The following is a 26,949-nucleotide window of genomic DNA, read 5'->3' on the forward strand; positions in this document are numbered from 1 at the left end:
GGGTGACGCACTTAGTGCCCCTTGGCGATCCATTCCTCCAATTGGGGCGCCTCGGCTCCAACCGTAGTGGAGCTGCCGTGGCCGGTCAGGACGAGGGTGCTTTCCGGCAACGGCAGGATCTTGGAACGGATGGAATCGATGATCGTGGGGAAATCGCTGTAGGAACGTCCGGTGGCACCGGGTCCGCCCTGGAACAGCGTGTCGCCACTGAACAGTATTCCTTCGCTCTCCAGATAGAAGGACACGGAACCGGGTGAGTGGCCCGGTGTGTGGATGACGCGGAGCCGGGTGCCGGCGACCTCGAAGATCCCGCCGTCGGCGATGCCGCCGTCGGGATTTGCCCCGGGGTACACCGCCTGCCACAGCATCCAGTCGTCACCATGCAAGTGGATGGGCGCCCGGACGATGTCCCGGAAAGCCCCCGCGGACCGGATGTGGTCGTCGTGGCCATGCGTAAGAAGGATGGCTTTGACGGTCCGGTCCCCGACCGCCTCCGCGATGGACTCGGGCTGGTGCGCGGGATCGATCACGAGCACTCGGAATCGTCTCCGACAATCCAGACGTTGTTGTCCACGTCCCAGGTACCGCCGTCGAGCGAGAAGGTGCCGGAGGTGACGACGCGGTCAACACGAACGGTCTTGCTTTCCTCGGTCACAGTTCAACCACCGATCGAAGGACAGACCCTGAATGCATCTTGTCGAAAGCCTCCTCGATATCGGCGATGCCGATCCGTTCCGTGACGAAGGCGTCGAGATCGAGCTTGCCTTGCCGGTACAGGCTGACGAGCATGGGGAAGTCGCGGGACGGCAGGCAGTCGCCGTACCACGAGGACTTCAGCGAGCCGCCCCGGCCGAAGACGTCCAGCAACGGGAGTTCGAGCGTCATTTCCGGCGTCGGGACTCCCACCAGCACCACCGTGCCGGCGAGGTCACGCGCGTAGAACGCTTGCTTGTAGGTCTCGGGGCGGCCGACGGCGTCAATCACCACGTCCGCTCCAAAGCCGCCGGTGAGTTCGCGGATTTGTTCCACGGGATCGCCTTGCGAGGAGTCCACCACATGGGTGGCTCCGAGCTCGCGTGCACGGTCCAGCTTCTTGGCGTCGATGTCGACGGCGATGATGGTGGTGGCGCCTGCCAAGGCAGCGCCGGCGATGGCGGCCACGCCGACACCGCCGCAGCCGATCACGGCCACCGAATCGCCGCGCTTCACGCCTCCCGTGTTGATTGCGGCACCCAGCCCGGCCATCACACCGCAACCGAGCAAGCCGACGGCGGCAGCATCGGCGTCGGGATCAACCTTGGTGCACTGCCCCGCGGCGACGAGCGTCTTCTCCGCGAAGGCGCCGATGCCCAGCGCGGGGGAGAGGACCGTGCCGTCCTCGAGTGTCATCTTCTGTGTGGCATTGTGCGTGTTGAAACAGTACTGGGCCTGGCCGCGGTTGCAGGCGCGGCAATTGCCGCAGACTGCCCGCCAGTTCAGGATCACGCGGTCTCCCGGGACGATGTCGGTGACATCCGGACCGACGGCGCTCACAACGCCGGCGGCCTCATGGCCGAGAAGGAAAGGGAAATCATCGCTGATGCCACCGAGTTTGTAATGCAGGTCGGTGTGGCACACGCCGCTGGTGAGGATGTCCACCAAGGCTTCGCCCGGGCCGGGCTCCGGGATGAGGATCGTTTCGAGGGTGACAGGTGCGCCTTTCGAGCGGACTACTGCCCCTTTGACTGCGTGGACCATGGATAACTCCCCTGTGAGGTTCGTGGACCGCGGACTGGTGTCCGGGTCTGATCCCAAACTGTCTATCACACGGGCCGGACTGCGTTCCGGGGGTTGCTGCGCATTCAGCGTGTGGCGTAGCTGCCTGCGAACGACGGAGGCCGGTAGCACGGACACCCTGCGTCCGTGCTACCGGCCTCCGGAAAATCAGGCGGCGAGGCGCGCTTCGACCTCGGCGGCGGAGGGGTTGGTGGCCGCGGTGCCGTCAGGGAAAAGGACCGTGGGGACGGTCTGGTTGCCGCCGTTCAGCTTCTCCACGAGTTCGGCAGTGCCCTCAACCTCTTCGATGTTGATCTCGTTGTAGCCGATGCCCTTGGCATCCAGCTGCTTCTTGAGGCGGTTGCAATAGCCGCACCAAGTGGTCGAGAACATAGTGATGGTGCCGGATTCGGGGGTGAAGTCCACGGATTCTCCTGTCGTCTTTGTTATGAACTACTCGCGTCAACGGTAACCCGGCAGGCACTATTCCTCCGCGCGCATGTGTCACATGACACGCCAAGGCCAATCGGGCAGGGGTTTGGGCACCCGGGAAACTTCCCTGGACAGAGCCGAGCCGGCTCAGACGGTGACTTTGCCGCCGTCGTCGACTGTCCACGTCGGGTTGTAGGCAATCTCCCATCGGAAGCCATCGGGGTCCGCGAAGTAGCCGGTGTAGCCGCCCCAAGGTTGGGCCTTCGGGGGAGCGACGACGACGGCGCCCGCGGCCTGCGCTTCGGACATTGTGCGGTCCACGTCCCCGGGGCTGGAGACGTTGTGGCTCAGCGTGATGCACGGGACTCCCGACGGCGGATCGACGGCAGCTTCACCCTGCATCTGTTCCACATTCCAGAGGGACAACATCAGCCCGTGGTTGACCTGGAGGAACAAGACGTCGCCTGGAAACTCGGCGTGAACCGGCCAGCCAAGGCCGTCCACATAGAAACGGCGCGACACATCAATGTCGCGCACGCCCAACGAGATGAAATCGACGCGCGGTTCCATAGGACCGTAAGTATTCGGTCCTAGAGCGATTCTTCGACGGCGACGCCGGACTGGAATTCGCGGCCGTCGGCTTCACTGAAGGCCGTCATCACATGTCCCTTGCCAAGGCCGTTGATCGCCGAGAGAGGGAAATGGCCCGTAATGGTGTTCCCGGAGTGCTCAACGCCCTTGAGGTCGTAGTTCTCTTCGGCACTTTGGTCATGGTTAAACGAGAAGAATGCGATCGCCTCCCCGTTCATGAACTCGATGCCCAGTCTTCGTTGAGAGGAATAGTCCGGAGTCGCCGCTACGAGGCCTACGACAAAGGCGCCGGAACCAGGGATGTTGCCCTCGATCTCGAACTTCGCCACGAGCGTGGCTTCCGTGGCGGTGATGCTGGCCTGCTTCAGAAGTGCCTCATGGATGCTCATGGCTCAATCCTGCTCTGTGCAACCTCCGCCGTCCACCCCTGATTCGGGATTTGTCACTGCTTTGCGGTCGGCCGGATTTGATCGGACATATGGCCGAAATCCGCCCTGACCAGCCGGAAGACTTGGTGATACAGGTACCGGCAGGGCCTCCCTCGCGGCGCGGAAGGCTTCTAGGGTTGAGGACGTGGATAACCGGAATGAACGCATGAAGCGCTTGCTCGTCCCGTCTGCGGCGCTGCTGTGGGGGTTCCAGTTCGCGTTCCTCAACCCTGCGCTGGCACTACTGCTGGTGGCCCTGTTCAACGCCACGCCAGCCGAGGTGGGGTGGGTCCTCGCTGTCTACAATGCCAGCGGCTTCGTCGCTTCCCTTCTCGTGCCTGCCTATGCAGACCGGGCGAACGACTACCTGCGGCCCATGCTGGCCTGCGGACTGCTGACGCTGGCGCTGTCCGCCCTCCTGGCGGTGGGCACTTCGCTGCCGCTCGCCGTCGTGGGCTTGATCGTCCTTGGCGGTCCTGCAGGGGTTGGCAGCTCGCTCTTGTTCGCCCACCTCAGGCACTCAGGTGCCGGAACGTCGGATGTGGTGAACACGCGCGCGATTGTCTCCTTCGCCTGGGTGGCGGGACCGCCCCTGGCGACGTTCATCATGGGCGCGCTGGGCAATCGGGCCATCCTGCTCGCCCTCGGTGTGGTGGCCGTCCTCAATGTCGCCACGACCGCTGCCATGATTTCCCGACGGCGGGCTGCCGTCGTCGAGGATCTGCCCAGGGCCCAAGGCGACGAGGACGGGCACCCGTTTTCGAAATTCGGGGTTGCCGCCGTCGTCTTCGCTTTTGTCGCCTTGCAGGCCACCAACAGTGCCGCTGTGTCCATCATGAGCCTGTTCGTGACGCAGGGGCTCGGCGTGGATGTCATCTGGGCGGGCATCGCGCTTGGTGTGTCGGCCGCGCTTGAGATCCCTGCGCTCTTCCTGATCGGGCGGCTCGCGCGCCGCTACTCCAGCCGGGCGCTCATCGCATCCGGCTGCGTGGCCGGGATGGCCTACTACGCGTCCATGGCGTTTGTCTCCAACCCCTTCACCCTGATCGCGCTCCAGGTCCTGAATGCCTGGTTCTTCGGGATTGTGGCGGGCGTGGGGCTGACCCTGTTCCAGCGGCTGATTCCCCGTCCCGGCCTGGCCTCAGGGCTCTACACCAACACCAGGCGCGTCGGCGCTATCGTTTCCGGCCCCATCATCGCTTTGGGATCGACGACGGCGCTCGGCTACCAAGGCATCTTCGCGGCCTGTGCGGCCCTCACCGTCCTGGCGCTGCTGGTCATCGTGCTGGCCGGACGGCCGTCGCGGCGGATGCCGCCGAAAGAGCGGCTTGCCGCCTCGGCTCCCGGTGCCCGCTCTTGACGCTATCGATTGAGCCTGACCACGCGCAGGATGATGCCTGCCGCGAACATGAGGACGCCCAGGCCCGCCGATAGCGGCGGAAGCGTGGCCACGAGGATTACGCAAGCAAGGGCTCCGAACACCTGGAGCGCTTTGGGGTATCGGCGGTCCTCGGCCGTCTGGGTGAACGCCGCAACATTGGCCACCAGGTAGTAAATGAGCACGCCGAACGAGGAGAAGCCGATCGCGCCGCGCAGGTCGGCGACCGCGACGATCACGCAGATCACGACGGCGAGGGCGACTTCGGCCCGGTGCGGGACACGATAGCGGGGGTGGACGGCGGCGAGCCAATGCGGCAGGTCGTGATGCCTGGCCATTGCCAGGGTAGTCCGGCCCAAGCCCGCGATGAGGGCCAACAGGGCACCGAGGGAAGCCACGGCGGCTCCCACGCGGACCACCGGAACGGCCCAAGCGAAGGTCCCGGCTCCGACGGCGGCAGCGAGCGGCGTCGGGGTGCCTGCAACGCCGTCCGGACCGAGAGCGGCGAGAAGAGTCACGGCGATGATCGCGTAGACGACGACGGCGATGCCCAACGCGATCCCGATGGCACGCGGAATGGCAAGGCGGGGATTGCGGACTTCCTCTCCCATGGTCGCGATCCTCGCGTAGCCGGCGAAGGCGAAGAACAGCAAACCGGCGGATTGGAGGATCCCGTACCAGCCGTGAGCAAGCAGCCCATCCCCGGGGATGTTCGCCGGGGAGGGAGCAGAACTACTCCAGGAGGCTGCCACCCCAATGGCGAGGGCCGCCAGCACGGCGAGAACCAGGATGCGTGTCAGGCCCGCCGTGCGGGTCACCCCGTGATAATTCACGGCGGCGAGGACGACGACCGCGGCGATGGCCACGGGACGTTCCCACCCTGGAGGGGCCGCATAGGCGGCGAATGTCATGGCCATGGCCGCCGCGCTGGCGGTCTTGCCGATGACGAATCCCCATCCGGCCAGGTATCCGGACCACGGTCCCAGCCGTTCGCGACCGTAAATGTACGTTCCACCCGATGTGGGATATGCGGCGGCGAGCTGTGCGGAGGACGTCGCATTGCAGAATGCCGCCGCCGCCGCGACGACGAGTCCAATCAGCAGGCCTGAACCCGCTGCGGAAGCGGCCGGGGTGAAGGCCGCGAACACGCCGGCGCCGATCATGGAGCCTAATCCGATCACGACCGCGTCGAAGGTACCCAGCCGACGGGCCAGGGCCTGCGGGTTGCTCATGACCCTAGGACTTCCCCGCGACTGTCAGTACGATGAGGACGCAGTTGAGGCCCACGATGAGGGCGGCACTGGTCCACCCGGCAATCTTCAATGGCGTGGAATCCGTATGGATGCCCATGACCTCGCGCTTGCCGGTGAGCCGGATTAGTGGAATCAAAGCGAAAGGTATGCCGAAGCTCAAAAGGACTTGGCTCAGCACGAGTGCCAGGGTGGGTTCTATGCCCGCGCCGAGAATGACCAGGGCCGGGACCAAGGTGACCACGCGGCGTATCAGCAAGGGCACCCGGATCTTGAGGAGTCCGCCCATGACCGTTGCGCCGGCGTAGCATCCGACGGACGTTGAAGCAAGGCCCGAGGCAAGCAAACCGACGCCGAAAGCCACGCCGATGATTGGTCCAAGGGCCGAAGTAACGGCGGCGTGGGCCCCGGCGATGGTGTCGGTTCCTTCTACTCCCCGCAGGCTGGAGGCGGCCAAAAGGAGCATGGCGATGTTCACGACGCCGGCCAGCATCAAGGCCCCCACAACATCCACGCGGGTGGTCTTGATGAGCCTCGTCCGTACAGCGGGATCTTCCGAGAAGCCATGCCGGTCCCGGGCCAGGGCCGAATGGAGGTAGATGGCGTGCGGCATGACGGTGGCTCCGAGCATGCTGGCAGCGAGGAGGACGGTGTCCGTGCCCTCGAATCGCGGCACCAAACCGGCCAGTACTCCTCCGGTCTCGGGGGGATTGACGAAGAGCCCCGAAACGAAACCGACGGCTATGACTGCCAGGAGCATCATGATGGCGTACTCAAAGGACTTCTGGCCTCGTGACGACTGGAGCGCCAAGAGCAACATGGATGCCAGGCCGATGATGATTCCGCCCATGAGAAGCGGCAGCCCGAACAGAAGATTGAGGGCTACCGCTCCGCCGATGACTTCGGCCATGTCGGTAGCCCCGGCAACCACCTCTGCCTGGACCCAGAACAGTCTGCGGCGGTGGGTTCCCAAGCGCTTGCCCAGGAGTTCCGGAAGGCTGTGGCCAGTGGCCAGGCCGAGCTTCGCCGACTGGTACTGCACCAAGACCGCCATGATGTTCGCCGCCACCAGGACCCACACGAGCAGGTAGCCGTAATTCGCTCCCGCAGTGAGGTTTGCCGCGACGTTGCCCGGATCCACGTATGCGATCGCAGCCACGAAGGCCGGACCCAACAAGAGCAGCCGGGACCTCCACCGGGTCTTGCTCGCCGGTCGCTCAACAATCGTGGCAGCCATGGTTTCCTCAACGTCGGGGATACGGTCATGAAGAGGATACCGTTAAGTTAGGCGTACCGAAAAGTAGTTTTTAGGTATGGCTTAGGCGTGGGTGGGTTCTTCCACCAATGCCGTGGCGATGCTGTCCGCATCCTCGAGGGCGGCGAGGTACCGTTCGGCATCCAAGGCCGCGGCGCAACCCGTGCCGGCGGCCGTAATCGCTTGGCGATAGCGGTGGTCCACGGCGTCACCGCAAGCGAAGACTCCTGAGAGATTGGTGACAGTGGTGGGGGAATCGACCTTGATGTATCCCTCGGCGTCGAGTTCCACTTGTCCCGCAACAAGGTCCGTCCGCGGGACATGTCCAATGGCCACGAAAATGCCCGTCGCCGCATGTTCGCGCGATTCACCGGAACGCGTGTCGGCCAGGGTTACCCCGGTGACTTTGGCGTCGCCGTGGATGGCGGTGATGGCCGAGTTCCAGGCGAAGCGGATTTTCGGATTGTCCTTGGCCCGCTGCGCCATGATCCGGGAGGCCCGGAGCTCCTCCCTGCGGACGACGACGGTCACGGTCTTCGCGAACCGGGTCAGGAACATCGCTTCTTCCATGGCGGAATCCCCGCCGCCCACCACGATGATTTCCTGTTCGCGGAAGAAGAAGCCATCGCATGTGGCGCACCACGAAACGCCGTGTCCGCTCAGCCTCTTCTCTTCGGGCAAGCCGAGTTCCTTGTAGGCGGAACCGGTCGCAAGGATCACGGCGGGTGCCTCGTGGGTGTCACCCGAGCCGGTGACCACGCGCTTGAGGTGGCCAAACAGCCGGACTTCAGTGGCGTCGTCGAACACTATCTTGGCGCCGAAGCGCTCGGCCTGCTCCTGCAGGCCATCCATGAGCTCGGGACCCTGGATCCCGGCGGGGAAGCCGGGGAAGTTCTCCACCTCCGTGGTGTTCATCAACGCGCCGCCGGCGGTGACTGATCCGGCAAGGACGAGGGGGCTCAGGCCCGCCCGGGCGGCATAAATTGCCGCGGTGTAGCCGGCGGGGCCGGACCCGATGATGATCAGCTGTTCTTTGCTCATGGGACAAGTGCAACAAGGTCGAGGGATTCAATCAAGGGGCTCGTCAATCCACGTGCATAATGGGTGAATGTTTAACGAAGCCGGAGCCGTTCTGATCCGGCCCATGAGTCACGAGGATTGGCCTGAGGTCCGTGCGATTTTCACGGAGGGTATCGAGACCGGGCAAGCAACCTTTGAAGCAGCGGCCCCCGAGTGGGAGCAATTCAACGGGAGCCGCCTTCCCGATCACCGATTCGTGGCTGTTGCATCCGGCCGCGTGGTGGGGTGGACGGCCGTTTCCGCTGTGTCTACGCGTCCGGCGTATGCCGGCGTCGTCGAACACTCCGTCTATGTCGCCGGTTCTGCCCGCGGACGGGGCGTCGGAAGCCTGCTCCTGCAAGCGCTCGCTGCGTCGACCGAAGAGCACGGCATCTGGACCATCCAATCGAGCATTTTCCCCGAAAACCAGGCCAGCATCCGCTTTCACCAAGCGAATGGCTTCACGATCGTTGGCCGCCGTGTACGCATCGCTCGCATGAGTGCCGGGCCCCTCGCCGGCCAGTGGCGGGATACGCTCCTGCTCGAACGCCGCTCACTCCGGGTCTGAGCAGCGAGGTTTGAGCGGCGCGCCAGTGCCGCGCGCCGAGGGCGCCTCATGGCACTTGGCAGAGGCTGTTGAGGGCTGCCCATTGGAGGAGCATGATCGACTTTCCGTCCACGATGCGGCCGTCGTGGATCATGGCGAGGGCGTCGGCGAACGCAATCTCGATGATTTCGATGTCTTCACCCTCCGCGGCTACTCCACCGCCGGGGCCTGTCTGGTCCGCAGGGGTATAGGGCGCGACGTAGAAGTGCAGCCTTTCGGTGACCGATCCGGGGCTCATGTATGCGTCGAAGACGTGCCGCAGCGCTCCGACGTCGACGCCCAGCTCCTCGCTGGCCTCGCGACGGATAGCGGTTTCGGGATCGTCGTCGTCCAGCAATCCGGCAGCGGTCTCGATCAGCATCCCGTCCGGATGATTGTTGACATAGGCCGGGAAGCGGAACTGCCGGGTGAGTAGAACCGTGCCCCGGCCGGCGTCGTACAACAGAATCGTCGCGCCATTCCCGCGATCGTAGCTTTCGCGTTGCTCCGTGACCCATCGGCCGTCCCTGCGGCGGTAGTCGAAGGTGGTGCGACGCAGCACGTGCCAACCGTCGGAAGTCACTTCGACGTCGCGCACCACCACGGCGGGATTGCGGTCGAGGCCTCGGCCGGCCTGGTCGAGACCGGTGCGGCCGCGGTGGTCGGGTACATCAATTCCAGGACGCAACGTTGTGGGTGGGGCATCGTTTCTCGGAGTCATCCCGCTAGAATAGTGCATGATCGTGCAACATCAGGAAGGAATGGGCATGCTTGCTGCCGAACGGCACAAATTTCTACTCTCGCGGCTTGCGGCCGATGGCAAGGTGATCGCCAAAGACATCGCCCACGAACTTGGATTATCCGAAGACAGCGTGCGCCGCGATCTCCGCGAGCTTGCGGCGGCCGGGCTCTGCCAACGTGTCTACGGCGGTGCCCTGCCGGTTTCCCCCGCCATCGCCGACTACGCCGCCCGCGCTACGGTCGAGCCGGAGAGCAAGGGCCGCATTGCTGCCCGCGCCGCTTCGATGATCCAGCCGGGTTCCGCCGTGATCCTCGACGGCGGCACCAGCACCCTCGCGGTGGTTCACGCGTTGCCCGCCGAACTCGACTGCACAGTGATTACCCACAGCCCGACCATCGCCTCGGCGCTTGTCGAGCATCCCCTCGTCGAGGTGTTCCTCCTCGGTGGCCGCTTGTTCAAACACTCTGCCGTGACCTGCGGGGCCGCGGCCGTCGAGGCCACCCAGGCCATTTCCGCCGAGCTGTTCTTCCTCGGTGTCACCGGAGTCCACCCCGTCCACGGACTCACCACCGCCGACGCCGACGAAGCCGCCATGAAACGCGCCCTGGCTGCCCGTGCGGCAGACACCTACGTCCTCGCGAGCACCGAGAAAATCGGGGCCGCTTCGCGCTATTCGGTGTTGCCCTTCACCAGCATCGCCGGCATCATCACCGATGCGCCAGCCAACGATCCAACCATGAGGCAGCTCTCGCGCCTTGGCGTAGCCCTTGTTGGCGCCGGTTGACCCTGGTTCGCGCTATTCCACACGGTCCTCGTGTGCACGGGTGACGAAGTGTTCAACGCGCCGGTCAGGAACCAGCCAGATCATGGCCACGACCGTGTAGGCCGCGACGCCAAGCAAAGGATGGAGCAGGCAGAGGCCCAGACCGGCCACATAGATGAGCGGCGAGGCCTTCCCCTTCCAGTCCCGGCCAATTGCCTGGGCGAGCGCACCCTGCCGCCCCTGGTGCCGGATCAACGACTGCTGCAGGACGAAGTAGGCAACGGCGGCGCATAGCAGGTTGAAACCGTATGCCAGCACAGGCACCTCGGCGAAGCGCGACTCGTCCATCCAACGTGTGCTGAACGGGAAGAGGGATATCCAGAACAACAAGTGCAGGTTCGCCCACAATATTCGGCCGTTGACCCGATCCGCCAGATGGATCATGTGGTGGTGGTTGTTCCAGTAGATCCCCACGTAGACGAAGCTGAGCAAGTAGCTGAGGAACGTGGGAAATACGCTGAGCAGGGCATGCCAGCTCGGTTCCGCGGGCACCCGCAGCTCAAGCACCATGATGGTGATGACAATGGCGAGGACACCGTCGCTGAATGCCTCGAGCCGGTTCTTGTTCATCGCATTGCCTTCATGGGGACATCATCGTTGCTGCGGACGCCCGCGGCCAAGAGATTACGCCCGCCCTTCCCGCCTAGCCCAGTGTGGACGCGTCAATGACGAAGCGGTACCGCACATCGGAGGCGAGCACGCGCTCGTAGGCATCGTTGATCTTGTCCGCCGGGATGACCTCGATCTCGGCGCCAAGTCCATGTTCGGCGCAGAAGTCGAGCATGTCCTGGGTTTCCCGGATGCCGCCGATCGCCGATCCCGCGAAGGAACGCCGTCCCGTGATGAGTGAGAACACGTTGACAGGCAGCGGTTCGGCCGGTGCGCCGACGTTCACCAGCGCGCCGTCGAGCGTCAACAACTGAAGGTAGGAACTGATGTCGATCGGGGCGCTGACCGTGTTGATGATCAGGTCGAAGGTTCCCGCGAGCTTTTCGAAGGTGGCCGGCTCGCTCGTGGCGAAATACTGGTCAGCGCCCAAGCGCAAGCCGTCTTCCATTTTCTTCAGCGATTGGGACAGCACCGTGACGTCGGCGCCCATGGCGTGGGCGAGCTTGACGGCCATGTGGCCCAGCCCGCCGAGTCCGACGACGCCGACCTTCTTGCCCGGGCCCGCACCCCAGTGCCGAAGCGGCGAATAGGTGGTGATGCCTGCGCACAGCAGGGGAGCGGCGGCGTCGAGCCCTATTCCTTCGGGGATGCGCACCACGAAGTCCTCGGTCACGACGACGTGGGTGGAGTAGCCGCCCTGGGTGATAGTCCCGTCGCGGTCGACGGCGCCGTAGGTCCCGGTCATGCCTTTCAGGCAGTACTGCTCCTCGCCCTTGCGGCAGTTACCGCATTCGCGGCAGGAATTGACCATGCAGCCGACGCCGACGCGGTCGCCGACTTTGTGGCGCGTGACTTCGGAGCCGATTTCAGTGACGATTCCGGCGATTTCGTGGCCCGGCGCGAGTGGGTAGGACTGTGGTCCCCAGTCGCCGCGGACGGTGTGGATGTCTGAATGGCAGATGCCTGCGTACTTGATCTCGATGAGCACGTCGTGGGCACCGACGTCGCGGCGCTCAATGGTGGTCGGGACGAGGGCCTCGCTCGCGGACGGGGCGGCGTAAGCACTTACGGTCAGCATTTTTCTCCTGTGGGTGGACGGAGGATTGGCACTATCCATCCAACCGGAGATTTCCGACGTGAGGGAGTCCCTGCTGGTACGGGTACTGGCAGGGACTCCCTCAACTGAATCGGATCTGTTGCGGACTAGCTTGCGCCCAGGAAGATCGGGTTCGTCAAGGCTGCCATGGGGCCGAGCGGGATGACCGTTCCCATCTCCGTGCCGCTGCCGGACGTTCCGTCGATCTTCGGATGCCGGACTTCGACGCGCACGTACGCCGCGAGCTGCGGGGTGGTAAGCCACGTGCTCGTTCCCTGGCCCGACGCGGGAAGCGTGACTTGCTGGGTTTGTCCTTCATCCGTGATGAAGCGCACGACGCCGTTCGGCACGCCGGCGATTTTCGCCGTCACCGTGACGGGGGCGTCTACCGCGACGTTGAGCCGCTCGCCGACGGTTGCGCTCTTGCCGCCCGACGCGACTTGGAAGTCCACCGAGACGTCAGCCGACTCGGCGATCCAGTTCCGTCCGTTACGGATGCCGTCCAGCAGGGCATCCCGGGACAACGCCGCGGCGTTGACCACGTTGTGCGGGAGTCCGATGACCTGCGGGACACTGTGGGCGTCGCTGTTGCCCATCGCCGGGAGCCACCGGCCACCTGTGCGCGCGGAGTGGGCGAGCATCGAGTCCCAGGTGTTGACGGAGGACTCGTCGTCCAGGGTCCACGGGCCCGTCCATACCTCAACCGCATCGGCGTCGTCGTAACCGAACTTCCAGCGGCACGCGACGTAGGGGCAATAGGGGTGTGCCGGAACAACGATTCCACCCGAGGCGTGGATCCGCTGGGCTTCCTGCTTGAATCCCTTGTCGCGGGCCCGATAGCGCCAGTCGATCCATTCGCCCGGCTCCAAGCCGAGCGCGAGGTAGTGGCCGTTGCGCGTGGTGACTTCCTCGCCCGTGAGGATGAGCAGATCGTTGCCGGCGAGCGGCCCCCAGGCGCCGTGCGATGCCGGCGTGTTGTGGTCCGTGGAGATCATGAAGTCGAGACGCGCAGTGCGGGCGCCGGCTGCGACTTCCTCGGGGGTTCGCTTTCCGTCCGAGTAGACGGTGTGCAGGTGCGCATCGCCGCGGTACCAGGCTGCGCCGCGGCCGGCGATCTGCTGTGGCGGGTACTGGGGCTTGAAAGGGGCGACGTCGGGTCCGTACTCAAGGGTGACGTTCACGGTGTAATCAAGGCCCTGCCCTGCCACCTGGTACGGGCCAAGAACAACGTTCCACGTGCCCTTTCCAATCGGCCCCGGCAGGTAGCCCGGAGTCGTTTCGCCCGCGCTGATGCTGAACTCGGTCCGGAAACCGCCGGACCAGCCGCGGAAACCCTTTCCGGCGAGGTCGGTGCCCTTCTCATCGAAGATTCCGATGTCGCAGGCGTTCGCGAGGAGTCCTGAGGCCACCTGGGGCTTGCTGTAGGTGTACGAAACGCTGATTTTGTTGACGCCGGCCGGGACCTCGACCGGCAAATACACGAAGTCCGCTGCACCGGGATCCAGATGGCCGGTGATCGTCTTGCTCTTGCTGGTTCCGGTAGCGGCGGCCGCGAACGAAACCGGGGCCAGGGTCAGGGCCGCGCCGGTCAGTGCGGCGGCCAGGAAGCCGCGCCGGGTAGAGGAAAAGGAGGCATTGTCGCCCGAATGGGCTTTGCATGGTGAAGTCACCCGCTCGATGTTGCCCACCGTTACTGAACAGTAGGCAACGGAACCAAGAACGCAGCATGAAAGCAGGAGCGCCAGCAAGCGGCGTCCATTCAGTGGACCTGTCCCAAATTGACCCTTGCCACGAGCCATGCCCGGGCTTACTGTTCTTGGCATGCACCAAGGTCTGGGGCGACGGCGCAAACCTTTCCCATGGACCGAACAGGACGGTGTTTTAGATGTGCGATATTCCGGGTTTGATCAGTCGCCTTGAGGCCGAAGACCTCGCTCGATTGCGCGAGGCAGGCAAAGAAAAGCCCTTGGAACCGGGGATGGTCGCCGCCATAGACGCCGCGGCCGGCGGGCCAGGGGAAGGCCGCGGGTACTACGTGGTCAGTGGTTCCCTGTATCCGGTCGAAGCAAGGGACTACCACCTCAGGGAAGACGTAGCGGAGGCCGTGCTCGCAGCGGAAGGAACCTCTGTAGGCGTCACTGCATAGGCCCGGGGATGCCGGCATCCAGGCCGCAATAACCCAAGCCGCTGGCACCGGCCCACACTGGAAAACCAGGTGGGCCGGTGCTTTGGGGTATAGGGTGCTTTCGGCTACAGGGTGCCCAGCAGCTCCTGCATTTCCTTGATCTCGGCCTCCTGGGCCGTCACGATATCCTTGCCGAGTTTGAGGGCATCGGCGTTCTCGCCCTCGGCGCCTACCTTCTGTGCCATGGCCACGGCCCCTTGGTGGTGGGCGATCATGTGGGTCAGGAACAGCCTGGCCGCTTCTCGGCCTTGGGCGGCCTCGAGTTTCTTCAAGTCCTCGTTGTCCACCATTCCGTCCATGGCGTGTTCGCCCGACATCCCGGCGGGCTCGTTCCACTCCTTGAGCCAGCCCTCCATGTTCTCGATCTCGGGGCCTTGGGCTGCCTTGATCCTGCCGGCGAGCGCAGTCACTTTTGCAGGGACGCCCTTCTTGGCGAGCACAACATCGCTCATCTGAACGGCCTGGGCATGGTGGGGGATCATCATCCGGGCAAACCCTGCGTCCGCCGCGTTGTGGCCTCCGGCTGTGCCCGCGGCCGGACCGGATGGGGAGGCGCTTCCGTGGTTCATTCCCGGCATGCTGCTGTCACTGCCGGTTCCGGCCGAGCAGCCAGCAAGTGCGATCGCTGTAGCCACAGTAAAGGTGGTCATGGTCAGGTTTTTTCTCATGGTTTTGGGGTCCTTCAATCAATCAGCCTGCAGACTTGCGGCTGCGTGGGACGCGCACAGCAAGCCCACCTCGTGGGTGGCGCGTCATGGTGGAGTCTTGTGCAGCGGGCCGGCGGCTCGATGCGGCTGTGGATTTTACGTGCGACTGATGCAGAGATCACCCGGGGAAGGACTACCCGGGCGGTGCGAATATCCGGAGACCAGGACGCCGCCCCCGGCGGTGCCCGCATTGGCATATGGGGGGACGCCGGGTAAAGGAGCTGTTAGCGTGTTGTGGCCCGGAGCAGGCACGCAGACGGCGTGCAAGGCCGACATTCCGGTGCAGGTGCCTGGGCATGTGCACGGCGCGGCGGGTGACGAAGTCGCGTGCTGAACTGCGGCTTCATCCGGCAGCGACGCACGTTCAGCGTCCGTGTGGACACCATGCGACTGGCTCACGACGGCGGACTGGCTCACGACCGCGGACTGGCTCACGACGGGGGTGGCGTGCATGCTGTGGCCACCCGCCATGACATGCATCCCGACGATTCCGGCGATGATCGCCAGCAGTCCTGCCAACAGAGCTATGCGGAGAAGGAAGGCGGTGGCGCGGCCCCGTAGGGGGTCGGTCATGGTCTTCCTCCTTCCGCAGCTTGTGCGCTCTGTACCCAGGCTTTACGACGGGTTCAACGAGTATAGGCGCAGTTCCGTTTCACCCCGCCATGGTCCGTCCCGTCATGGTCCTTGGCGGTTGCGCGGCTTTCGCGGCGGCGGCTTCGCGGGCAAGGAATGCTCCGAGTTCGCCGATGGTGCTCATCAAGGGCGCGGGGAAGACGACGGTAGTGTTCTTGTCCACGCCGATCTCCACCATGGACTGCAGGTTGCGCAACTGCAGCGCCAAAGGGTGGGCCATCATGGTGTCAGAGGCCATGCCAAGTGCTGCGGCGGCGAGGGACTCGCCTTCGGCGGCGATGATCTTGGCGCGCTTCTCGCGCTCGGCCTCGGCCTGGCGGGCCATGGCGCGCTTCATGCTGTCCGGCAGTTGGATGTCCTTGAGTTCCACGAGGGTCACTTCGACGCCCCATTCCAAGGTCAGTCCATCCAGGATCTGGCGGATGTTGGCATTGATGACATCCGTTTCCGCGAGCGTTTCGTCAAGCGTGTGCTGGCCCACCACCTTGCGCAGCGTGGTTTGCGCGATCTGGTCTATTGCGGCGTAGACGTTTTCGATGGCGAGGACGGATTTGATGGCGTCCACCACCCGAAAATACGCGACGGCGGAAATGTCCAGGCTGACGTTGTCCCGCGTGATGATGCCCTGGGACTGGATAGGCATGGTGACGATCCGCAGGGAGACTTTCCTCAACCGGTCGACGAACGGGATGATGAGGACAAGCCCCGGGGTCCGGAGGCCCTGGACCCTCCCAAGCCTCAACAGGACACCGCGCTCATACTGCGTGACAATGTGGACGGCCATCGCAAACCAGATGACCAGCAGGACAATCAAGACAATCAGCCAGGTGATGGCGTCCGCTGTCATGGCCGCCCACCGGCTTCATCGCGTAGTGCTGATGCGTTCATGACGGAGATCCTTCGGTGGCAGTGGAGGGAAAAGGGAGCCCACTTTCCGCAGCGAGGCAGGCGAACCCGCTTACGTTGTATCTCCAGTAAATACCTTGGATTCGCGGAGTTGTAGGGCCACACATGAAAGGAACGCCCCTGGGACGTTCCTTTCAATTTCGTGGCTTAGACCCTTTCGCGGGTCCGGTCGATAACCGGCTCCGGATCGTTCGTGAACTCACGATGGCGGCGTGGGAAGGCCCAGAACATGAAGTCCTTCGCGTCCACCTTGGGCTCAGGGCGTTCCTCGGGTTCCTGTGAGGCATCTTTCCTGGTGTCCCGCCGGAAATCCTTGTTGTAGCCGTAGCACATCACAGACCTCCTTCTAGCAACTGCCTTTTAATCGTCCTCCCGATTCGGCAAGCAGTCCACCTTTCAGGGTCGGATCCGCATATATGGACAATGGAGGAGTGAAATCCCCACTCGTTCCGCGGAACGCCGCGCTCGCATACCGCCCTTTCGACCTGGACCGGATTGGCGCGGGACTGGTCTTCGGAGAATCGCTGGGGGAACTCGCCGAAGCCCTCAGGGCGGGAGGATCGGCGGGAGCCGCCGTCGTGCAAGCGCCTCCGGGGACCGGCAAGACGACGCTCGTCCCGCCCTTGCTTGCCAATATGACGTTCGCCAACATCGCGGCCGACGCCGTCACGGGGACAGAGCGCCCCCGGGTGATCGTGACCCAACCACGACGGGTCGCCGCGCGCTCTGCCGCACGGCGCCTCGCGGCCCTGGACGGTAGCCGGCTCGGCGATCGCGTCGGGTACACGGTCCGCGGAGAAAGCCAGGCGGGCCCCGGGACCATCATCGAGTTTGTCACTCCCGGAATCCTCCTGCGCCGCCTGCTCGCCGATCCGGGACTTGAGACTGCCGGCGCTGTGATCCTGGACGAGGTTCACGAACGCGGCCTGGAGACAGACCTATTGCTCGGGATGCTTATTGAAGTCCGTGAGCTGCGGGACGACCTCACTCTCGTCGCGATGTCGGCAACCCTGGACGCGCCACGGTTTGCCGCGCTGATTGGTCGGAGCGTCGGAGAAGGTACGGACGAAAGGTCCGACGGCGGCGGGCCGGCACCCGTCGTCGACTGTCCGTCCGCCCTGTATCCCTTGAAGGTGGACTGGGCGCCCACGTCCGCTCCACGGCTGGACGGACGCGGCGTAACCCGAGCCTTCCTGGACCATGTGGCGGACACGGCCGCGGCGTCGTACATGGACACGCTCGCAACTGATCCGGATATTGACGCCCTCGTGTTCGTCCCGGGCGCGGGGGAAGTCTCCTACGTCGCTTCCCGGTTGCGCGCCCGCCTTGCTGCGAGGCTACCGGACGCCGAGGTATTGGAGCTTCACGGCCAGGCAAGCCCGGCGGAACAAGACCGGGCGGTTTCCGGCCGTGAGCCCGGCGGACCTCCCCGGATTGTCATCTCGACTGCCCTGGCCGAATCCTCCCTGACCGTTCCGGGAGTCCGGCTCGTCATCGACTCCGGACTGTCCCGTGAGCTGCGTCGTGACGCCAACCGCGGCATGTCCGGCCTCGTGACGGTCTCCTGCTCCCGCGCCTCCGCCGAACAGCGCGCCGGACGCGCGGCGCGCCAAGGGCCTGGACGGGTGGTCCGCTGCTACGAGCAAAAAGCGTACGGCGCTGCACCGGCGCACCCCACCCCGGAAATCGCGGCCGCGGACCTGACGGGCGCCGCGCTCGTCCTGGCCTGTTGGGGGTCACCGGGTGGCCGGGGACTGGCTCTTCCGGACGCACCGCCCCAAGGCGCGATGGACGACGCCATCGAGGTATTGGGAGAGCTTGGCGCGATTAGCCCGGACGGACTTGCCACGGACGTGGGAAAGACCCTGGCCAGGATTCCCGCCGATCCACGTTTGGCCCGCGCACTGCTGGATGGTGCCGCCACTGTCGGGCACCGCGCGGCTGCCGAGGCGGTCGCCCTCGTGGCAGGGGATCAGCGGGCTCCCGGAGCCGACCTGACGCGCCTCCTGGCCGCACTCCGGGCAGGCAAGGACCCTGCCGCCCGGCGTTGGGCGGAGGATGTCCGCCGCATGGAGGCGATCGCGCGCCAGGAGGGACCCGGCGTCGGGCCTTCCCTGGCCGCGCCGCCAAGCCTGTCTTCACTGGCGAGTCCCGCCGAAGCCTTCGGGTTCGTCGTCGCGCTCGCGTTCCCGGACCGTGTGGCGCGCCGCGTTCCAGGCACCGGCCCTGAACGGTACCTGCTGACGTCCGGGACACGTGCCGGACTGCCGGCGGGCAGTCCGCTCGCCGGGCACGAGTGGCTCGCCGTGGCCGAAGTGTCCCGTGCGGAGGGCCGGGATGCGGCAGGCACCGGCGCAGTCATCCGTTCCGCCGCGCCCTTGGCGGCGGATGCGGCGGAAGCTGCCGCCAGCCACCTCCTGCGCGACACGGTGGAGGCCGAATTCAAGCAGGGACGTGTCACCGCCAGGCGGGAACGGCGGCTGGGAGCGATCGTGCTTTCGTCGACGCCTGTACGGCCCTCCATCGACGACGGGCGCGCTGCCGTAGCCCGTGCCCTGGCGAAAGAGGGCTTGGGGACCATCGGATGGTCGACAGTAGCCGATGCCTTGCGCCGGCGACTGGCTTTGCTGCACAGGGAACTGGGCGATCCGTGGCCGGACGTCTCCGAACCGGCGTTGCTGGCCCGGCTGGACAATTGGCTGGCGCCGGAGCTCGAAGCCCTCGCAGGAGGCGCTGCTACGAGCGGGATCGACCTGGCAGAGCCGTTGCGGCGGCTTTTACCGTGGCCGGAAGCGGCCCGTCTCGGCGAGCTGGTGCCGGAATGGCTTGAGGTGCCGAGCGGCTCCCGGGTGCGGATCGACTATCCGGACGTGGCAGACGACGGCGGGCGGCCGGTAGTGGCCGTGAAGTTGCAGGAGTGCTTCGGCTGGGCCGGGACGCCCCGTTTGGTGGGCGGACGGGTGCCGGTGCTGTTCCATCTTCTTTCTCCGGCCAGGCGCCCGCTGGCCGTGACAGATGACCTGTCTTCCTTTTGGTCCGGCCCCTATGCCCAGGTCCGTGCCGAAATGCGCGGCCGCTATCCGAAGCATCCCTGGCCCGAGGACCCGTGGACAGCGCCCGCCACGGCCAGGACCAAGCGAAAGATGTGACTTCGGCTTGTCGGCAGTTCCAGCCATCTGGGTGGCATTCACAGGCTCGTTCTTTAGGATGCCACGGTGATGAACATGGAATTGCGTCCCGCTGACCTGGCCAACGACTGGTGGCAAGCCGTGCTGCGGGGATTCGCGACGCAAGAGGTCCCGAACCTTGCGACACCTGTTGTGCTGGGCATCCTCGCTGCGGCCGTCGTGCTGAGCATCCCGCGGGCCACCTGGCGCTGGTTCGGCCTGTACGTGACGTTTGTGCATGAACTGGGCCACGCTTTCGCCGCCCTCATGACGGGTCGGGTTGTCCACGGGCTCCGGATCGGGCTGGACCACTCAGGACAGCTCCTGAGCAGCGGGCGCGGCAAGTTCGGGGCGGCCTGGTCCGGTTTCTGGGGCTATCCGAGTCCGGCGGTGGTAGGCGTGGCGCTCATCTGGTCCGTGTCGGCCGGGCGCTCGGGAGCGGCCATGTCCATCGGCGCGCTTGTGTTGCTGCTCGCACTGATTTTTCTGCGGAACTTCACCGGAATCTTCGTGGCGCTCCTGAGCGCGGCGATTGCCCAGCTGCTTGTCATGTTCGCCAGTGCCTCGACGGTGAGCCATGTGGTGCTGGGACTCGGCATAGCCCTCGAGGTGGGGGCCGTGCGGGATTGGTTCAAGGTGGCTTCGGTCCATACCCGCCGCCGGGACCGGCTTGCGTCGTCGGACGCCTACATCCTGGCCCGTGCCACCGGGGTGCCGTCCTTGCTGTGGCTGGTGGCTTTCGCCGTTGTCATTGCAGCGAGCGCGGCCTTTTCCGTTCGCCTGGTGTGGGTCATGCTCTCCTAAGCCTGCGGTTTCGGCACAGACGGCATGGATTGCTCTTGCCGTGCGCCGGTCCAGGGTGTGGAATCGGTTAGCAAAGGACGCGGGGGATCCGGCTTCTAACCCAGGAGGTGCTCATGTCGGTGAAAGGCCCAGGCAGTGCGACGAAGGGGTCGAACCGGACCAACCCCGATCTTCGACGCGCGGACCCCTCTTCGGTGCCGGCCGATCGGCCCGAGAATATCCGCAACGTCGTCCTGATTGGCCGCTCGGGCGCGGGAAAGACGATGCTGCTCGAATCGCTCCTTTACGCTGCCGGCGTTGTGTCCCGCATGGGTTCGATCGTGGATGGCACCACTGTGAGTGACTCGGAAGCGACGGCCATCCACCAGCAGCGGTCCATCGGGCTATCCGCGGCGCCGCTGGTCTTCGACGACGTCAAAGTGAACCTTCTTGACACCCCGGGCTACGCCGATTTCATGGGAGAGTTGCGCGCGGGGCTGCGTGCCGCGGATGCGGCGTTGTTCGTGGTGTCGGCAGTTGACGGCGTCGACGCCGGAACCACCGCCCTCTGGGGCGAATGCGAGCGCGTTCGCATGCCTCGGGCAGTCGTCATCAGCCGGCTTGACCATCCGCGGGCGAACTACGATGCTGTCCTGGCCGAATGCCGGGCCGCCTTCGGTGATTCCGTCCTTCCCCTTCACTTGCCTGTCCGCAAGGGTGACGCCGTCTCGGGAGTGCTCGGGCTGCTTTCGGGCTCGGTATCGGAGTACACCTCCGGGGAGCCCAGACCTGCTGTCCGTCCGGCGACCGCGGAGGAACTGGCCGGCGCGGAGGGTGTCCGGGGGGAACTCATCGAGGGCATCATCTCCGAGAGCGAGGACGAGACCTTGATGGACCGGTACCTCGGAGGCGAGGAGGTCCCCATCGACACGCTCGTGGAAGACTTGGAGACCGCGATCGTCCGCGGGACGTTCTTTCCCGTGCTGGCCAGCTCCTCGGTGACCGGGGTCGGCACGGCCGAACTGCTGGAAGTGCTGACCAGGGCGTTTCCGTCTCCAACCGAGGGAAGCCTCCCGACGGTAACCGACCTGGGAGGGACACCTGTCGCACCACTGACCTGCGATCCGGACGGTCCGCTCCTTGGCGAGGTCGTGCGGACTACCGTTGACCCGTTCCTGGGACGGGTGTGCTTGGTCCGGGTCTTCTCAGGGACGCTTCGCGAGGACTCCGCCGTGCATGTAGGCGGGCACGGCCTGGCCGAACGCGGCCACCCCGACCACGACAGCGACGAGCGGATCACTCATCTCTACTCGCCGCTGGGCTCCAACCTTCGGCCCGTACAGTTTGCAGTGGCCGGGGACATTTGCGCGCTGGCGAAGGTGGCGAGCGCCGAGACGGGAGACACGGTTTCCGCCCGTGAGGCTCCCTTGCTCGTGGAAACCTGGGACATGCCCGAACCGCTGATGCCAGTGGCGATCGAAGCGGCCTCGCACGGAGATGAGGATGCGCTGTCCAAGAGCCTTGCGAAGGTCGCGGCAGGAGATCCTACCCTTCGGGTGGAGCGCAACTCCGAGACACACCAGCTGGTCCTGTGGTGCATGGGCGAGGCCCACTCGGAGGCAGTCCTGGACCGCTTGCGGGAACAGGGGGTGAAGCTGCAGACCGTGGACGTCATCACGCCGCTCCGGGAAACATTCGCCGCACAGGCCGCCGGCCACGGGCGCTATGTCAAACAATCCGGCGGCCACGGACAGTACGCGATTTGCGATATTGAAGTGGAACCACTTGAACGCGGCGGAGGCTTCGAGTTCGTCGACAGGATCGTTGGTGGGGTCATCCCCGGCACGTACGTTGTGTCGGTCGAGAAAGGCGTCCGGGCCCAGATGGGCAAGGGGGTGCGGGCAGGTTTCCCGGTGGTCGACATCAGGGTGACCCTGGTAGGCGGCAAGACGCACAGCGTCGATTCATCGGACGCGGCTTTCCAGGCGGCCGGCGCGTTGGCCTTGCGGGAAGCCGCTGCGGCGGCCAGCATTCAACTCCTTGAACCGATTTCGGCCGTGACGGTCCTTGTGGCCGACGATCACGTGGGTGCGGTCATGAGCGATCTGTCCTCCCGCCGCGGGCGCGTCACCGGGACGACGTCCGTGGGCGGCGAGAGGACCGAGATCAGCGCCGAAGTCCCGGAACAGGAACTGCTGCGGTACGCGATCGTGCTGCGGGGGCTGACGTCGGGAAGCGGTCGGTTCCGCCGTGAGTACTTGCGGCATGAGCCGCTGCCTCCCGGCATCGCCGTTGCCGCGGCGAAAGCCTGAGGCTCAGCCGTTCTTTCGAAGGAACGCTGACACCGGAGCCGCCAATGAGGCTCCCACCTCCCCAGCGCTCTTCTTGACCCCGACACGTGCAAAGGAATGGTCGCCGCCTTCCCACCACTCGATAATGGCAGAGGGTCCAATCCGCGCCACGACGTCTTCGAGCAGCTCGGGCGTAGCGAAGGTGTCCCGGGTGCCCTGCAGGAAGAGCATGGGCAGCGTGAGCCCGTAAAGGTGCTCGTCACGGAGCTTCTCCGGTTTTCCCGGCGGGTGTAGGGGGTAGCCGAGGTAGACGAGTCCCGCGGCGGGCATGCCTTCGGCCACCGCCATCGACGCCATGCGACCACCGAAGGACTTGCCGGCCGCCCACAGCGGTTCGCCCTCCGAACGGGACGCCGCTTCCGCCATGACGGCCCGCCATGCCGCGATCGCGGCAGGCGGCCGGTCGGGGAACCGCTTGCCGGCTTCCCGGTAAGGGAAGTTGAAGCGCAAAGTCGCGACGCCGTCGTCGTTCAACGCTTGCGCGAGTCCGCCCAGGAACGGGTGTTCCATGCCTGCCCCGGCCCCGTGGGCGAGAACAAGGGTCGCGACCGGTTTGTCCGGCCTTGCGTAGATACCGGAGATCGGTGCGCCGTCGACGTCGATCGTGACACGGGATTCGGCGATGCTCATGCTCACTCGAATCGGGAGGGATCGCCGGTGCCGCGCCTGACCACTTCGGCCGTGCCGCTCGAGAAGTCCACCACGGTTGTCGGCTCCGCGCCGGTGTCCCCGGAATCGATCACGGCTTCCACCAGATTGTCCAGGCGTTCCTTGATTTCCCAGCCTTGGGTCAAGGGCTCCTCCTCGTCGGGGAGCAGCAAGGTGCTGGAAAGGAGCGGTTCGCCCAGTTCGGCCAGCAGGGCCTGGACAAAATTATGGTCCGGAATCCGCACGCCCACGGTCTTTTTCTTGGGGTGCAGGAGCCGGCGCGGCACTTCCTTCGTTGCAGGCAAGATGAATGTGTAGCTTCCGGGGGTGACGGCCTTGATGCTTCGGAACACATCGTTGTCGATCATGACGAACTGCCCGAGCTGCGCGAAGTCCTTGCAGACCAAGGTGAAATGGTGTTTGCTGTCGAGCTGCCGGATTGAGCGGATCCGATCGAGGGCTTCCCTGTTGCCGATTTGCGCCCCGAGTGCGTAGCAGGAATCGGTGGGGTAGGCGATGAGCCCGCCGGACTGGAGGATATTCACCACCTGGGCAATTGCGCGTGGTTGTGGGTCCTGGGGGTGGACATCGAAGAATCTTGCCATGCCACGAGCTTACGGGCAGGCAGTACTTCAGGACAGGACATCCTTGCTCGTGAACTTGCCATAAGCCAACGCGCCGGCCGCCACGATGTAAGCCGCCTGCAAGAGGGCGTTGTCGCCGAAGCTCGTCCACGAGATGGGTTGGCGCAAGAGATCGGCAAACCCCAGCCAGTAGTGGCTGAACAGCCACGGGTGCAGCCACTCAAGTTGCGGCAGGTTGTCGGCCACTTGCGACACCACGGACAAGACGATGGTTGCAGCCATGGCTCCGACCGGCACGTCCGTAAAGGTGGAAATTGCCAGCCCGATGGCGGACAGCCCCAACAGCGACACCGCGATGTACGCGGCAATCAGCAGGGAACGCACCACGGATTCGCCCACGCCGATTGTGTCGCCCGACAGCAGGGTGACGGGACCCACCGGGAAGAGCGCGACACCGGCCAGCGCACCGGCGGCGGCCACCGTGAGGGTCGCTGCGAGGCAGAACACCGCGGCGGCCCCGTATTTGATCAACAAGAGGCGGACGCGACCGGCCGGGGCGACCAGCAAGTACCTGAGCGTGCCCAGGTTCGCTTCACCGGCAATCGTGTCGCCTGCCACCACTCCGATCGTGAGGGGAAGGAACAAGGGCACGGAGACGATCATTGCCGTCACGCCGACGAAAAGCCCGTTTTGGGTGATGCGGTCCAGGAAAGGCGGGCCGCGGCCCGGCGCCACGGGATGCGAGCTCAGCTTGACCGCCGCGGCAATGAGGATGGGAATCGCCGCGAGGGCCAGGAGCATAGCCCACGTCCGCAGCCGCCTGAACAGCACCGAAAGCTCCGAGGCCATGAGTGACCACGAGCTTGATGCCCTGGCCGCTGGCTGGCCGGGTAAAGATTCGGTTCCGCGTTCAGCCGGCAATGTCGAAACCCTCTCCGGTGAGGGAGACGAAGCGCTCCTCCAGGCTGGCGTTCTCCACGCCGAAACCCCGGACCCGCACGCCGTCGGACACAAGGGCAGCCACAATCTCCTCGGGAGCCACCTCGTGCCCCGGCGGACCGGTGCTGACGAGGCTCTGGCCATCGGGCCCGTATGAGCCGGGCGGCGGAGCAGACAGCTCCGACTGCAGGCCCAGCCTGGAGAGGACACGGACAGCGGCCTCAATATCGGGCGTGTGGACCCGGATCGTGGCCTTTCCCGCGGCGCGCAGTTCGTGGAGGGTTCCTTGCGCCACGAGTTTGCCGACGCTCATGACGCCCACATGGGTGCACATCTGTTCCACTTCCGCGAGGAGATGGCTGGAAACGAACACCGTGGTGCCTCCTGCCGCCAGGGAACGGACCAGGCTGCGAACCTCCCGGGTACCTTGCGGATCCAGGCCGTTGGTAGGTTCATCCAGGACAAGCAGTTCCCTCGGCCGCAGCAAGGCATGCGCAATCCCCAGGCGTTGCTTCATCCCGAGGGAATAGGCCCGGACCTTCTTGCCTGCGGCATGGGACAACCCCACCCTCTCGAGCGCTTCATCCACCCTTGCGGCCCTGGTTCGCGGGGAGGCATGAAGGTCGGCGCTGTCCAAGCGCCGAAGGTTGGCCGCCCCGGACAGGAAAGGGTAGAAGGCCGGGCCTTCCACCAGCGAGCCCACATTGGGCAGGACCGTCGCCAGCTCGCGCGGCATTTCGCCGCCAAGAACCCGGATGCGGCCGTTCGTGGCGGCCGCCAAGCCAAGCAGCAACCGGATGGTCGTGGTCTTGCCGGAGCCGTTTGGACCAAGGAAACCAAAAACTGAACCGCGGGGAACCGCCAAGTCGACACTGTCGACGGCGGCCCGGTGGCCGAAGCGCTTGCTGAGGCCTTGCGTCTCTATCGCCAGTTCAGCCGGCGGGGATGCCTCCGTCATTTCGCGGCGGCTGCGGCCTGCAACCGCTCAAGTGGCACCATTCCCGCGAAGACGCGGCCGTCGTCGAGCATCAAGACAGTTACCAGGCTGGTGGTCAGCGCACGGCCGCCCGGCACCGCTTGGGTGAGCTGGGTCAACATCGGAGCCGAGCGGACATCAGGGGTCATCGTGCCCGCGGGCAGGCCCATCACGGCGTCCCAGCCGGTGCCCGTGATCGTGGGCCGGCTCGCTGTTGCCTTTGCCTGCGGTGCCTGCCCGGTCTTACCGGGGAGGGTGCGCGGCTGCGGGCTTGCTTTCTCTTCCACGGCGGCACCGCGGGGCGGAGTGAAACTGAACAGGGCGGCGTCGGGCGCCGACAAGCTCAAGTCAGTGAACGCGAGCGAAAAGGCCGCTGCGGCCTGGCCCCGTGCCCGCACATCGACGCTGAGCGGCAAGCCCGAGGCGGAGTCGACGGCGATTGTCACGGAATCGACGAGCGTGCCGGTACTGCGCGGCTTGATCACCAATGGGTACGCCGTGCGGCCGGCCACCGTGGTTCCGTCGCCCACGGTCACGTCTGTGGTGGGCCCGACGGCGGCGAGGAAGTGTTGCGCGACGACGTCAGGCGTGGTTGCTCCAGGAGTCGGTGTCGCGTGTGGCGCCGCTGCGCGCGCCGGCTCTGCGGGCATTGTCATGTGCGCCGCACTGTTGTCGGCCGAGTTGTAGAGCCAGAGATCGTTGCCATTGCGGACGAGGTCGCGTTCGGCGAGCATGTCCATCACCTGGAACCTGGCTTTGGCGGGACCGTCAATGTAGACCCGGGCCGTGTGTGAACCGCTCAAAAGCTCCATGACCGAAGCGGGGCCTTGGGTTGCCGTTGGCCCGACCGAGGGGAGCTGGGGGAGTCCCAGATCGGAACTTTGTTGAAGGGTCCCGGACAAGGCACGGACGTCGGCTCGGCCGATCATCGCGATGACTTCCTCGGCGGTTTTGTGCGGCAGGCTCGTCGCAGCTCCTGCCTGGTAGGAACCAGCCAGGGCCGCCGCAGCAAGGGCTGCCGGAACCAGCGCGGCCGGCAACCAACGCAACCAGGCGCGGGTCATGG

The 26,949-nt window shown here is 65.4% G+C and carries 27 protein-coding genes and 1 pseudogene; 7 read left to right on the forward strand and 21 right to left on the reverse strand.

The genetic code is table 11. The features are described from left to right. Positions 1 to 11: 11 nt before the first annotated feature. The 5 genes and pseudogenes from AC1DJW_RS08080 to AC1DJW_RS08100 all read right to left on the reverse strand — a co-directional run bounded on the left by AC1DJW_RS08080 (position 12) and on the right by AC1DJW_RS08100 (position 3,167). A pseudogene (locus AC1DJW_RS08080) lies at positions 12 to 655 on the reverse strand (MBL fold metallo-hydrolase). Then, positions 652 to 1,737, reverse strand: a complete 1,086-nt coding sequence (locus AC1DJW_RS08085) for an S-(hydroxymethyl)mycothiol dehydrogenase (protein WP_476901112.1) — start codon at positions 1,735 to 1,737, stop codon at positions 652 to 654. The pseudogene AC1DJW_RS08080 and the gene AC1DJW_RS08085 overlap by 4 nt, the downstream one beginning before the upstream one ends. A gap of 186 nt (positions 1,738 to 1,923) precedes the next feature. Next, positions 1,924 to 2,181, reverse strand: a complete 258-nt coding sequence (locus AC1DJW_RS08090; protein WP_059389319.1) for a mycoredoxin — start codon at positions 2,179 to 2,181, stop codon at positions 1,924 to 1,926. A 153-nt stretch (positions 2,182 to 2,334) separates the two neighbouring features. Next, complete coding sequence (locus AC1DJW_RS08095; protein WP_284752720.1) at positions 2,335 to 2,757, reverse strand: VOC family protein; 423 nt, start codon at positions 2,755 to 2,757, stop codon at positions 2,335 to 2,337. 20 nt (positions 2,758 to 2,777) lie between these two features. Next, positions 2,778 to 3,167: a hypothetical protein gene (locus tag AC1DJW_RS08100; RefSeq protein WP_184735461.1), complete on the reverse strand. Its 390-nt coding sequence runs from the start codon at positions 3,165 to 3,167 to the stop codon at positions 2,778 to 2,780. 184 nt (positions 3,168 to 3,351) lie between these two features. Between AC1DJW_RS08100 and AC1DJW_RS08105 the strand changes: the two genes are divergently transcribed. Next, positions 3,352 to 4,566: an MFS transporter gene (locus tag AC1DJW_RS08105; protein ID WP_476901113.1), complete on the forward strand. Its 1,215-nt coding sequence runs from the start codon at positions 3,352 to 3,354 to the stop codon at positions 4,564 to 4,566. Positions 4,567 to 4,568: 2 nt separating this feature from the next. Here AC1DJW_RS08105 and AC1DJW_RS08110 read toward each other — a convergent pair whose 3' ends face one another. The 3 genes from AC1DJW_RS08110 to trxB form a co-directional block, all read right to left on the reverse strand. Beyond that, complete coding sequence (locus AC1DJW_RS08110; RefSeq protein ID WP_476901114.1) at positions 4,569 to 5,816, reverse strand: APC family permease; 1,248 nt, start codon at positions 5,814 to 5,816, stop codon at positions 4,569 to 4,571. Between the two features lie 4 nt (positions 5,817 to 5,820). Continuing rightward, positions 5,821 to 7,071 (reverse strand): Nramp family divalent metal transporter, encoded by a 1,251-nt coding sequence (locus AC1DJW_RS08115; RefSeq protein ID WP_284752723.1) that lies wholly within the window; start codon positions 7,069 to 7,071, stop codon positions 5,821 to 5,823. Positions 7,072 to 7,152: 81 nt separating this feature from the next. Next, positions 7,153 to 8,130 carry a thioredoxin-disulfide reductase gene (trxB, locus tag AC1DJW_RS08120; RefSeq protein WP_284752724.1) on the reverse strand — a complete coding sequence of 326 codons (978 nt, stop codon included), beginning with the start codon at positions 8,128 to 8,130 and terminating at the stop codon, positions 7,153 to 7,155. 67 nt (positions 8,131 to 8,197) lie between these two features. On the opposite strand from trxB, the gene AC1DJW_RS08125 reads away from it, so the two are divergent. Then, positions 8,198 to 8,716 (forward strand): GNAT family N-acetyltransferase, encoded by a 519-nt coding sequence (locus AC1DJW_RS08125; protein ID WP_390277624.1) that lies wholly within the window; start codon positions 8,198 to 8,200, stop codon positions 8,714 to 8,716. Positions 8,717 to 8,762: 46 nt separating this feature from the next. On the opposite strand, the gene AC1DJW_RS08130 is transcribed toward AC1DJW_RS08125, so the two are convergent. Continuing rightward, complete coding sequence (locus AC1DJW_RS08130; RefSeq protein ID WP_390277622.1) at positions 8,763 to 9,455, reverse strand: NUDIX domain-containing protein; 693 nt, start codon at positions 9,453 to 9,455, stop codon at positions 8,763 to 8,765. Positions 9,456 to 9,501: 46 nt separating this feature from the next. Here AC1DJW_RS08130 and AC1DJW_RS08135 point away from each other — a divergent pair, with 46 nt between their 5' ends. Beyond that, entirely contained in the window at positions 9,502 to 10,260 is a 759-nt protein-coding gene (locus AC1DJW_RS08135) for a DeoR/GlpR family DNA-binding transcription regulator (protein ID WP_390277620.1), read from the forward strand. A gap of 12 nt (positions 10,261 to 10,272) precedes the next feature. Here AC1DJW_RS08135 and AC1DJW_RS08140 read toward each other — a convergent pair whose 3' ends face one another. From AC1DJW_RS08140 to AC1DJW_RS08150, 3 genes are all read right to left on the reverse strand, one after another. Next, complete coding sequence (locus AC1DJW_RS08140) at positions 10,273 to 10,869, reverse strand: TMEM175 family protein (protein WP_476901115.1); 597 nt, start codon at positions 10,867 to 10,869, stop codon at positions 10,273 to 10,275. 73 nt (positions 10,870 to 10,942) lie between these two features. Further along, on the reverse strand, positions 10,943 to 11,986 hold the full coding sequence (locus tag AC1DJW_RS08145) for an NAD(P)-dependent alcohol dehydrogenase (protein WP_390277616.1): 1,044 nt from the start codon (positions 11,984 to 11,986) through the stop codon (positions 10,943 to 10,945). 125 nt (positions 11,987 to 12,111) lie between these two features. Continuing rightward, entirely contained in the window at positions 12,112 to 13,674 is a 1,563-nt protein-coding gene (locus AC1DJW_RS08150; RefSeq protein WP_476901116.1) for a CehA/McbA family metallohydrolase, read from the reverse strand. 233 nt (positions 13,675 to 13,907) lie between these two features. Here AC1DJW_RS08150 and AC1DJW_RS08155 point away from each other — a divergent pair, with 233 nt between their 5' ends. Then, positions 13,908 to 14,150: a hypothetical protein gene (locus tag AC1DJW_RS08155; protein WP_284752730.1), complete on the forward strand. Its 243-nt coding sequence runs from the start codon at positions 13,908 to 13,910 to the stop codon at positions 14,148 to 14,150. Positions 14,151 to 14,254: 104 nt separating this feature from the next. Here AC1DJW_RS08155 and AC1DJW_RS08160 read toward each other — a convergent pair whose 3' ends face one another. The 4 genes from AC1DJW_RS08160 to AC1DJW_RS08175 form a co-directional block, all read right to left on the reverse strand. Beyond that, a complete protein-coding gene (locus AC1DJW_RS08160; RefSeq protein ID WP_476901117.1) occupies positions 14,255 to 14,857 on the reverse strand; it encodes a DUF305 domain-containing protein in 603 nt (200 codons plus the stop codon). A gap of 135 nt (positions 14,858 to 14,992) precedes the next feature. Further along, entirely contained in the window at positions 14,993 to 15,469 is a 477-nt protein-coding gene (locus AC1DJW_RS08165; RefSeq protein ID WP_390277610.1) for a hypothetical protein, read from the reverse strand. Positions 15,470 to 15,548: 79 nt separating this feature from the next. After that, positions 15,549 to 16,376: a slipin family protein gene (locus tag AC1DJW_RS08170; RefSeq protein ID WP_284752733.1), complete on the reverse strand. Its 828-nt coding sequence runs from the start codon at positions 16,374 to 16,376 to the stop codon at positions 15,549 to 15,551. Positions 16,377 to 16,582: 206 nt separating this feature from the next. Continuing rightward, complete coding sequence (locus AC1DJW_RS08175) at positions 16,583 to 16,768, reverse strand: hypothetical protein (RefSeq protein ID WP_078108763.1); 186 nt, start codon at positions 16,766 to 16,768, stop codon at positions 16,583 to 16,585. 98 nt (positions 16,769 to 16,866) lie between these two features. Here AC1DJW_RS08175 and hrpB point away from each other — a divergent pair, with 98 nt between their 5' ends. From hrpB to AC1DJW_RS08190, 3 genes are all read left to right on the forward strand, one after another. Then, the gene (hrpB, locus tag AC1DJW_RS08180; RefSeq protein ID WP_476901118.1) at positions 16,867 to 19,584 is read left to right on the forward strand and encodes an ATP-dependent helicase HrpB; all 2,718 of its coding nucleotides are present in this window, start codon (positions 16,867 to 16,869) and stop codon (positions 19,582 to 19,584) included. 69 nt (positions 19,585 to 19,653) lie between these two features. After that, the gene (locus AC1DJW_RS08185; protein WP_476901151.1) at positions 19,654 to 20,406 is read left to right on the forward strand and encodes a M50 family metallopeptidase; all 753 of its coding nucleotides are present in this window, start codon (positions 19,654 to 19,656) and stop codon (positions 20,404 to 20,406) included. Positions 20,407 to 20,519: 113 nt separating this feature from the next. Then, entirely contained in the window at positions 20,520 to 22,697 is a 2,178-nt protein-coding gene (locus AC1DJW_RS08190; RefSeq protein WP_459340476.1) for an elongation factor G-like protein EF-G2, read from the forward strand. Between the two features lie 3 nt (positions 22,698 to 22,700). On the opposite strand, the gene AC1DJW_RS08195 is transcribed toward AC1DJW_RS08190, so the two are convergent. The 5 genes from AC1DJW_RS08195 to AC1DJW_RS08215 all read right to left on the reverse strand — a co-directional run bounded on the left by AC1DJW_RS08195 (position 22,701) and on the right by AC1DJW_RS08215 (position 26,947). Further along, the gene (locus AC1DJW_RS08195; RefSeq protein ID WP_390277604.1) at positions 22,701 to 23,366 is read right to left on the reverse strand and encodes an alpha/beta hydrolase family protein; all 666 of its coding nucleotides are present in this window, start codon (positions 23,364 to 23,366) and stop codon (positions 22,701 to 22,703) included. 2 nt (positions 23,367 to 23,368) lie between these two features. Further along, positions 23,369 to 23,989, reverse strand: coding sequence for an L-threonylcarbamoyladenylate synthase (locus AC1DJW_RS08200; protein WP_059389303.1), 621 nt, complete (start codon positions 23,987 to 23,989; stop codon positions 23,369 to 23,371). Positions 23,990 to 24,016: 27 nt separating this feature from the next. Further along, positions 24,017 to 24,817, reverse strand: coding sequence for an ABC transporter permease (locus AC1DJW_RS08205; protein ID WP_476901119.1), 801 nt, complete (start codon positions 24,815 to 24,817; stop codon positions 24,017 to 24,019). Between the two features lie 61 nt (positions 24,818 to 24,878). Further along, on the reverse strand, positions 24,879 to 25,865 hold the full coding sequence (locus AC1DJW_RS08210; RefSeq protein WP_459340477.1) for an ABC transporter ATP-binding protein: 987 nt from the start codon (positions 25,863 to 25,865) through the stop codon (positions 24,879 to 24,881). Further along, complete coding sequence (locus AC1DJW_RS08215) at positions 25,862 to 26,947, reverse strand: LolA family protein (protein ID WP_476901120.1); 1,086 nt, start codon at positions 26,945 to 26,947, stop codon at positions 25,862 to 25,864. The genes AC1DJW_RS08210 and AC1DJW_RS08215 overlap by 4 nt, the downstream gene beginning before the upstream one ends. Positions 26,948 to 26,949: the final 2 nt, after the last annotated feature.

The organism is Arthrobacter sp. 05L417 (genome assembly GCF_056397865.1).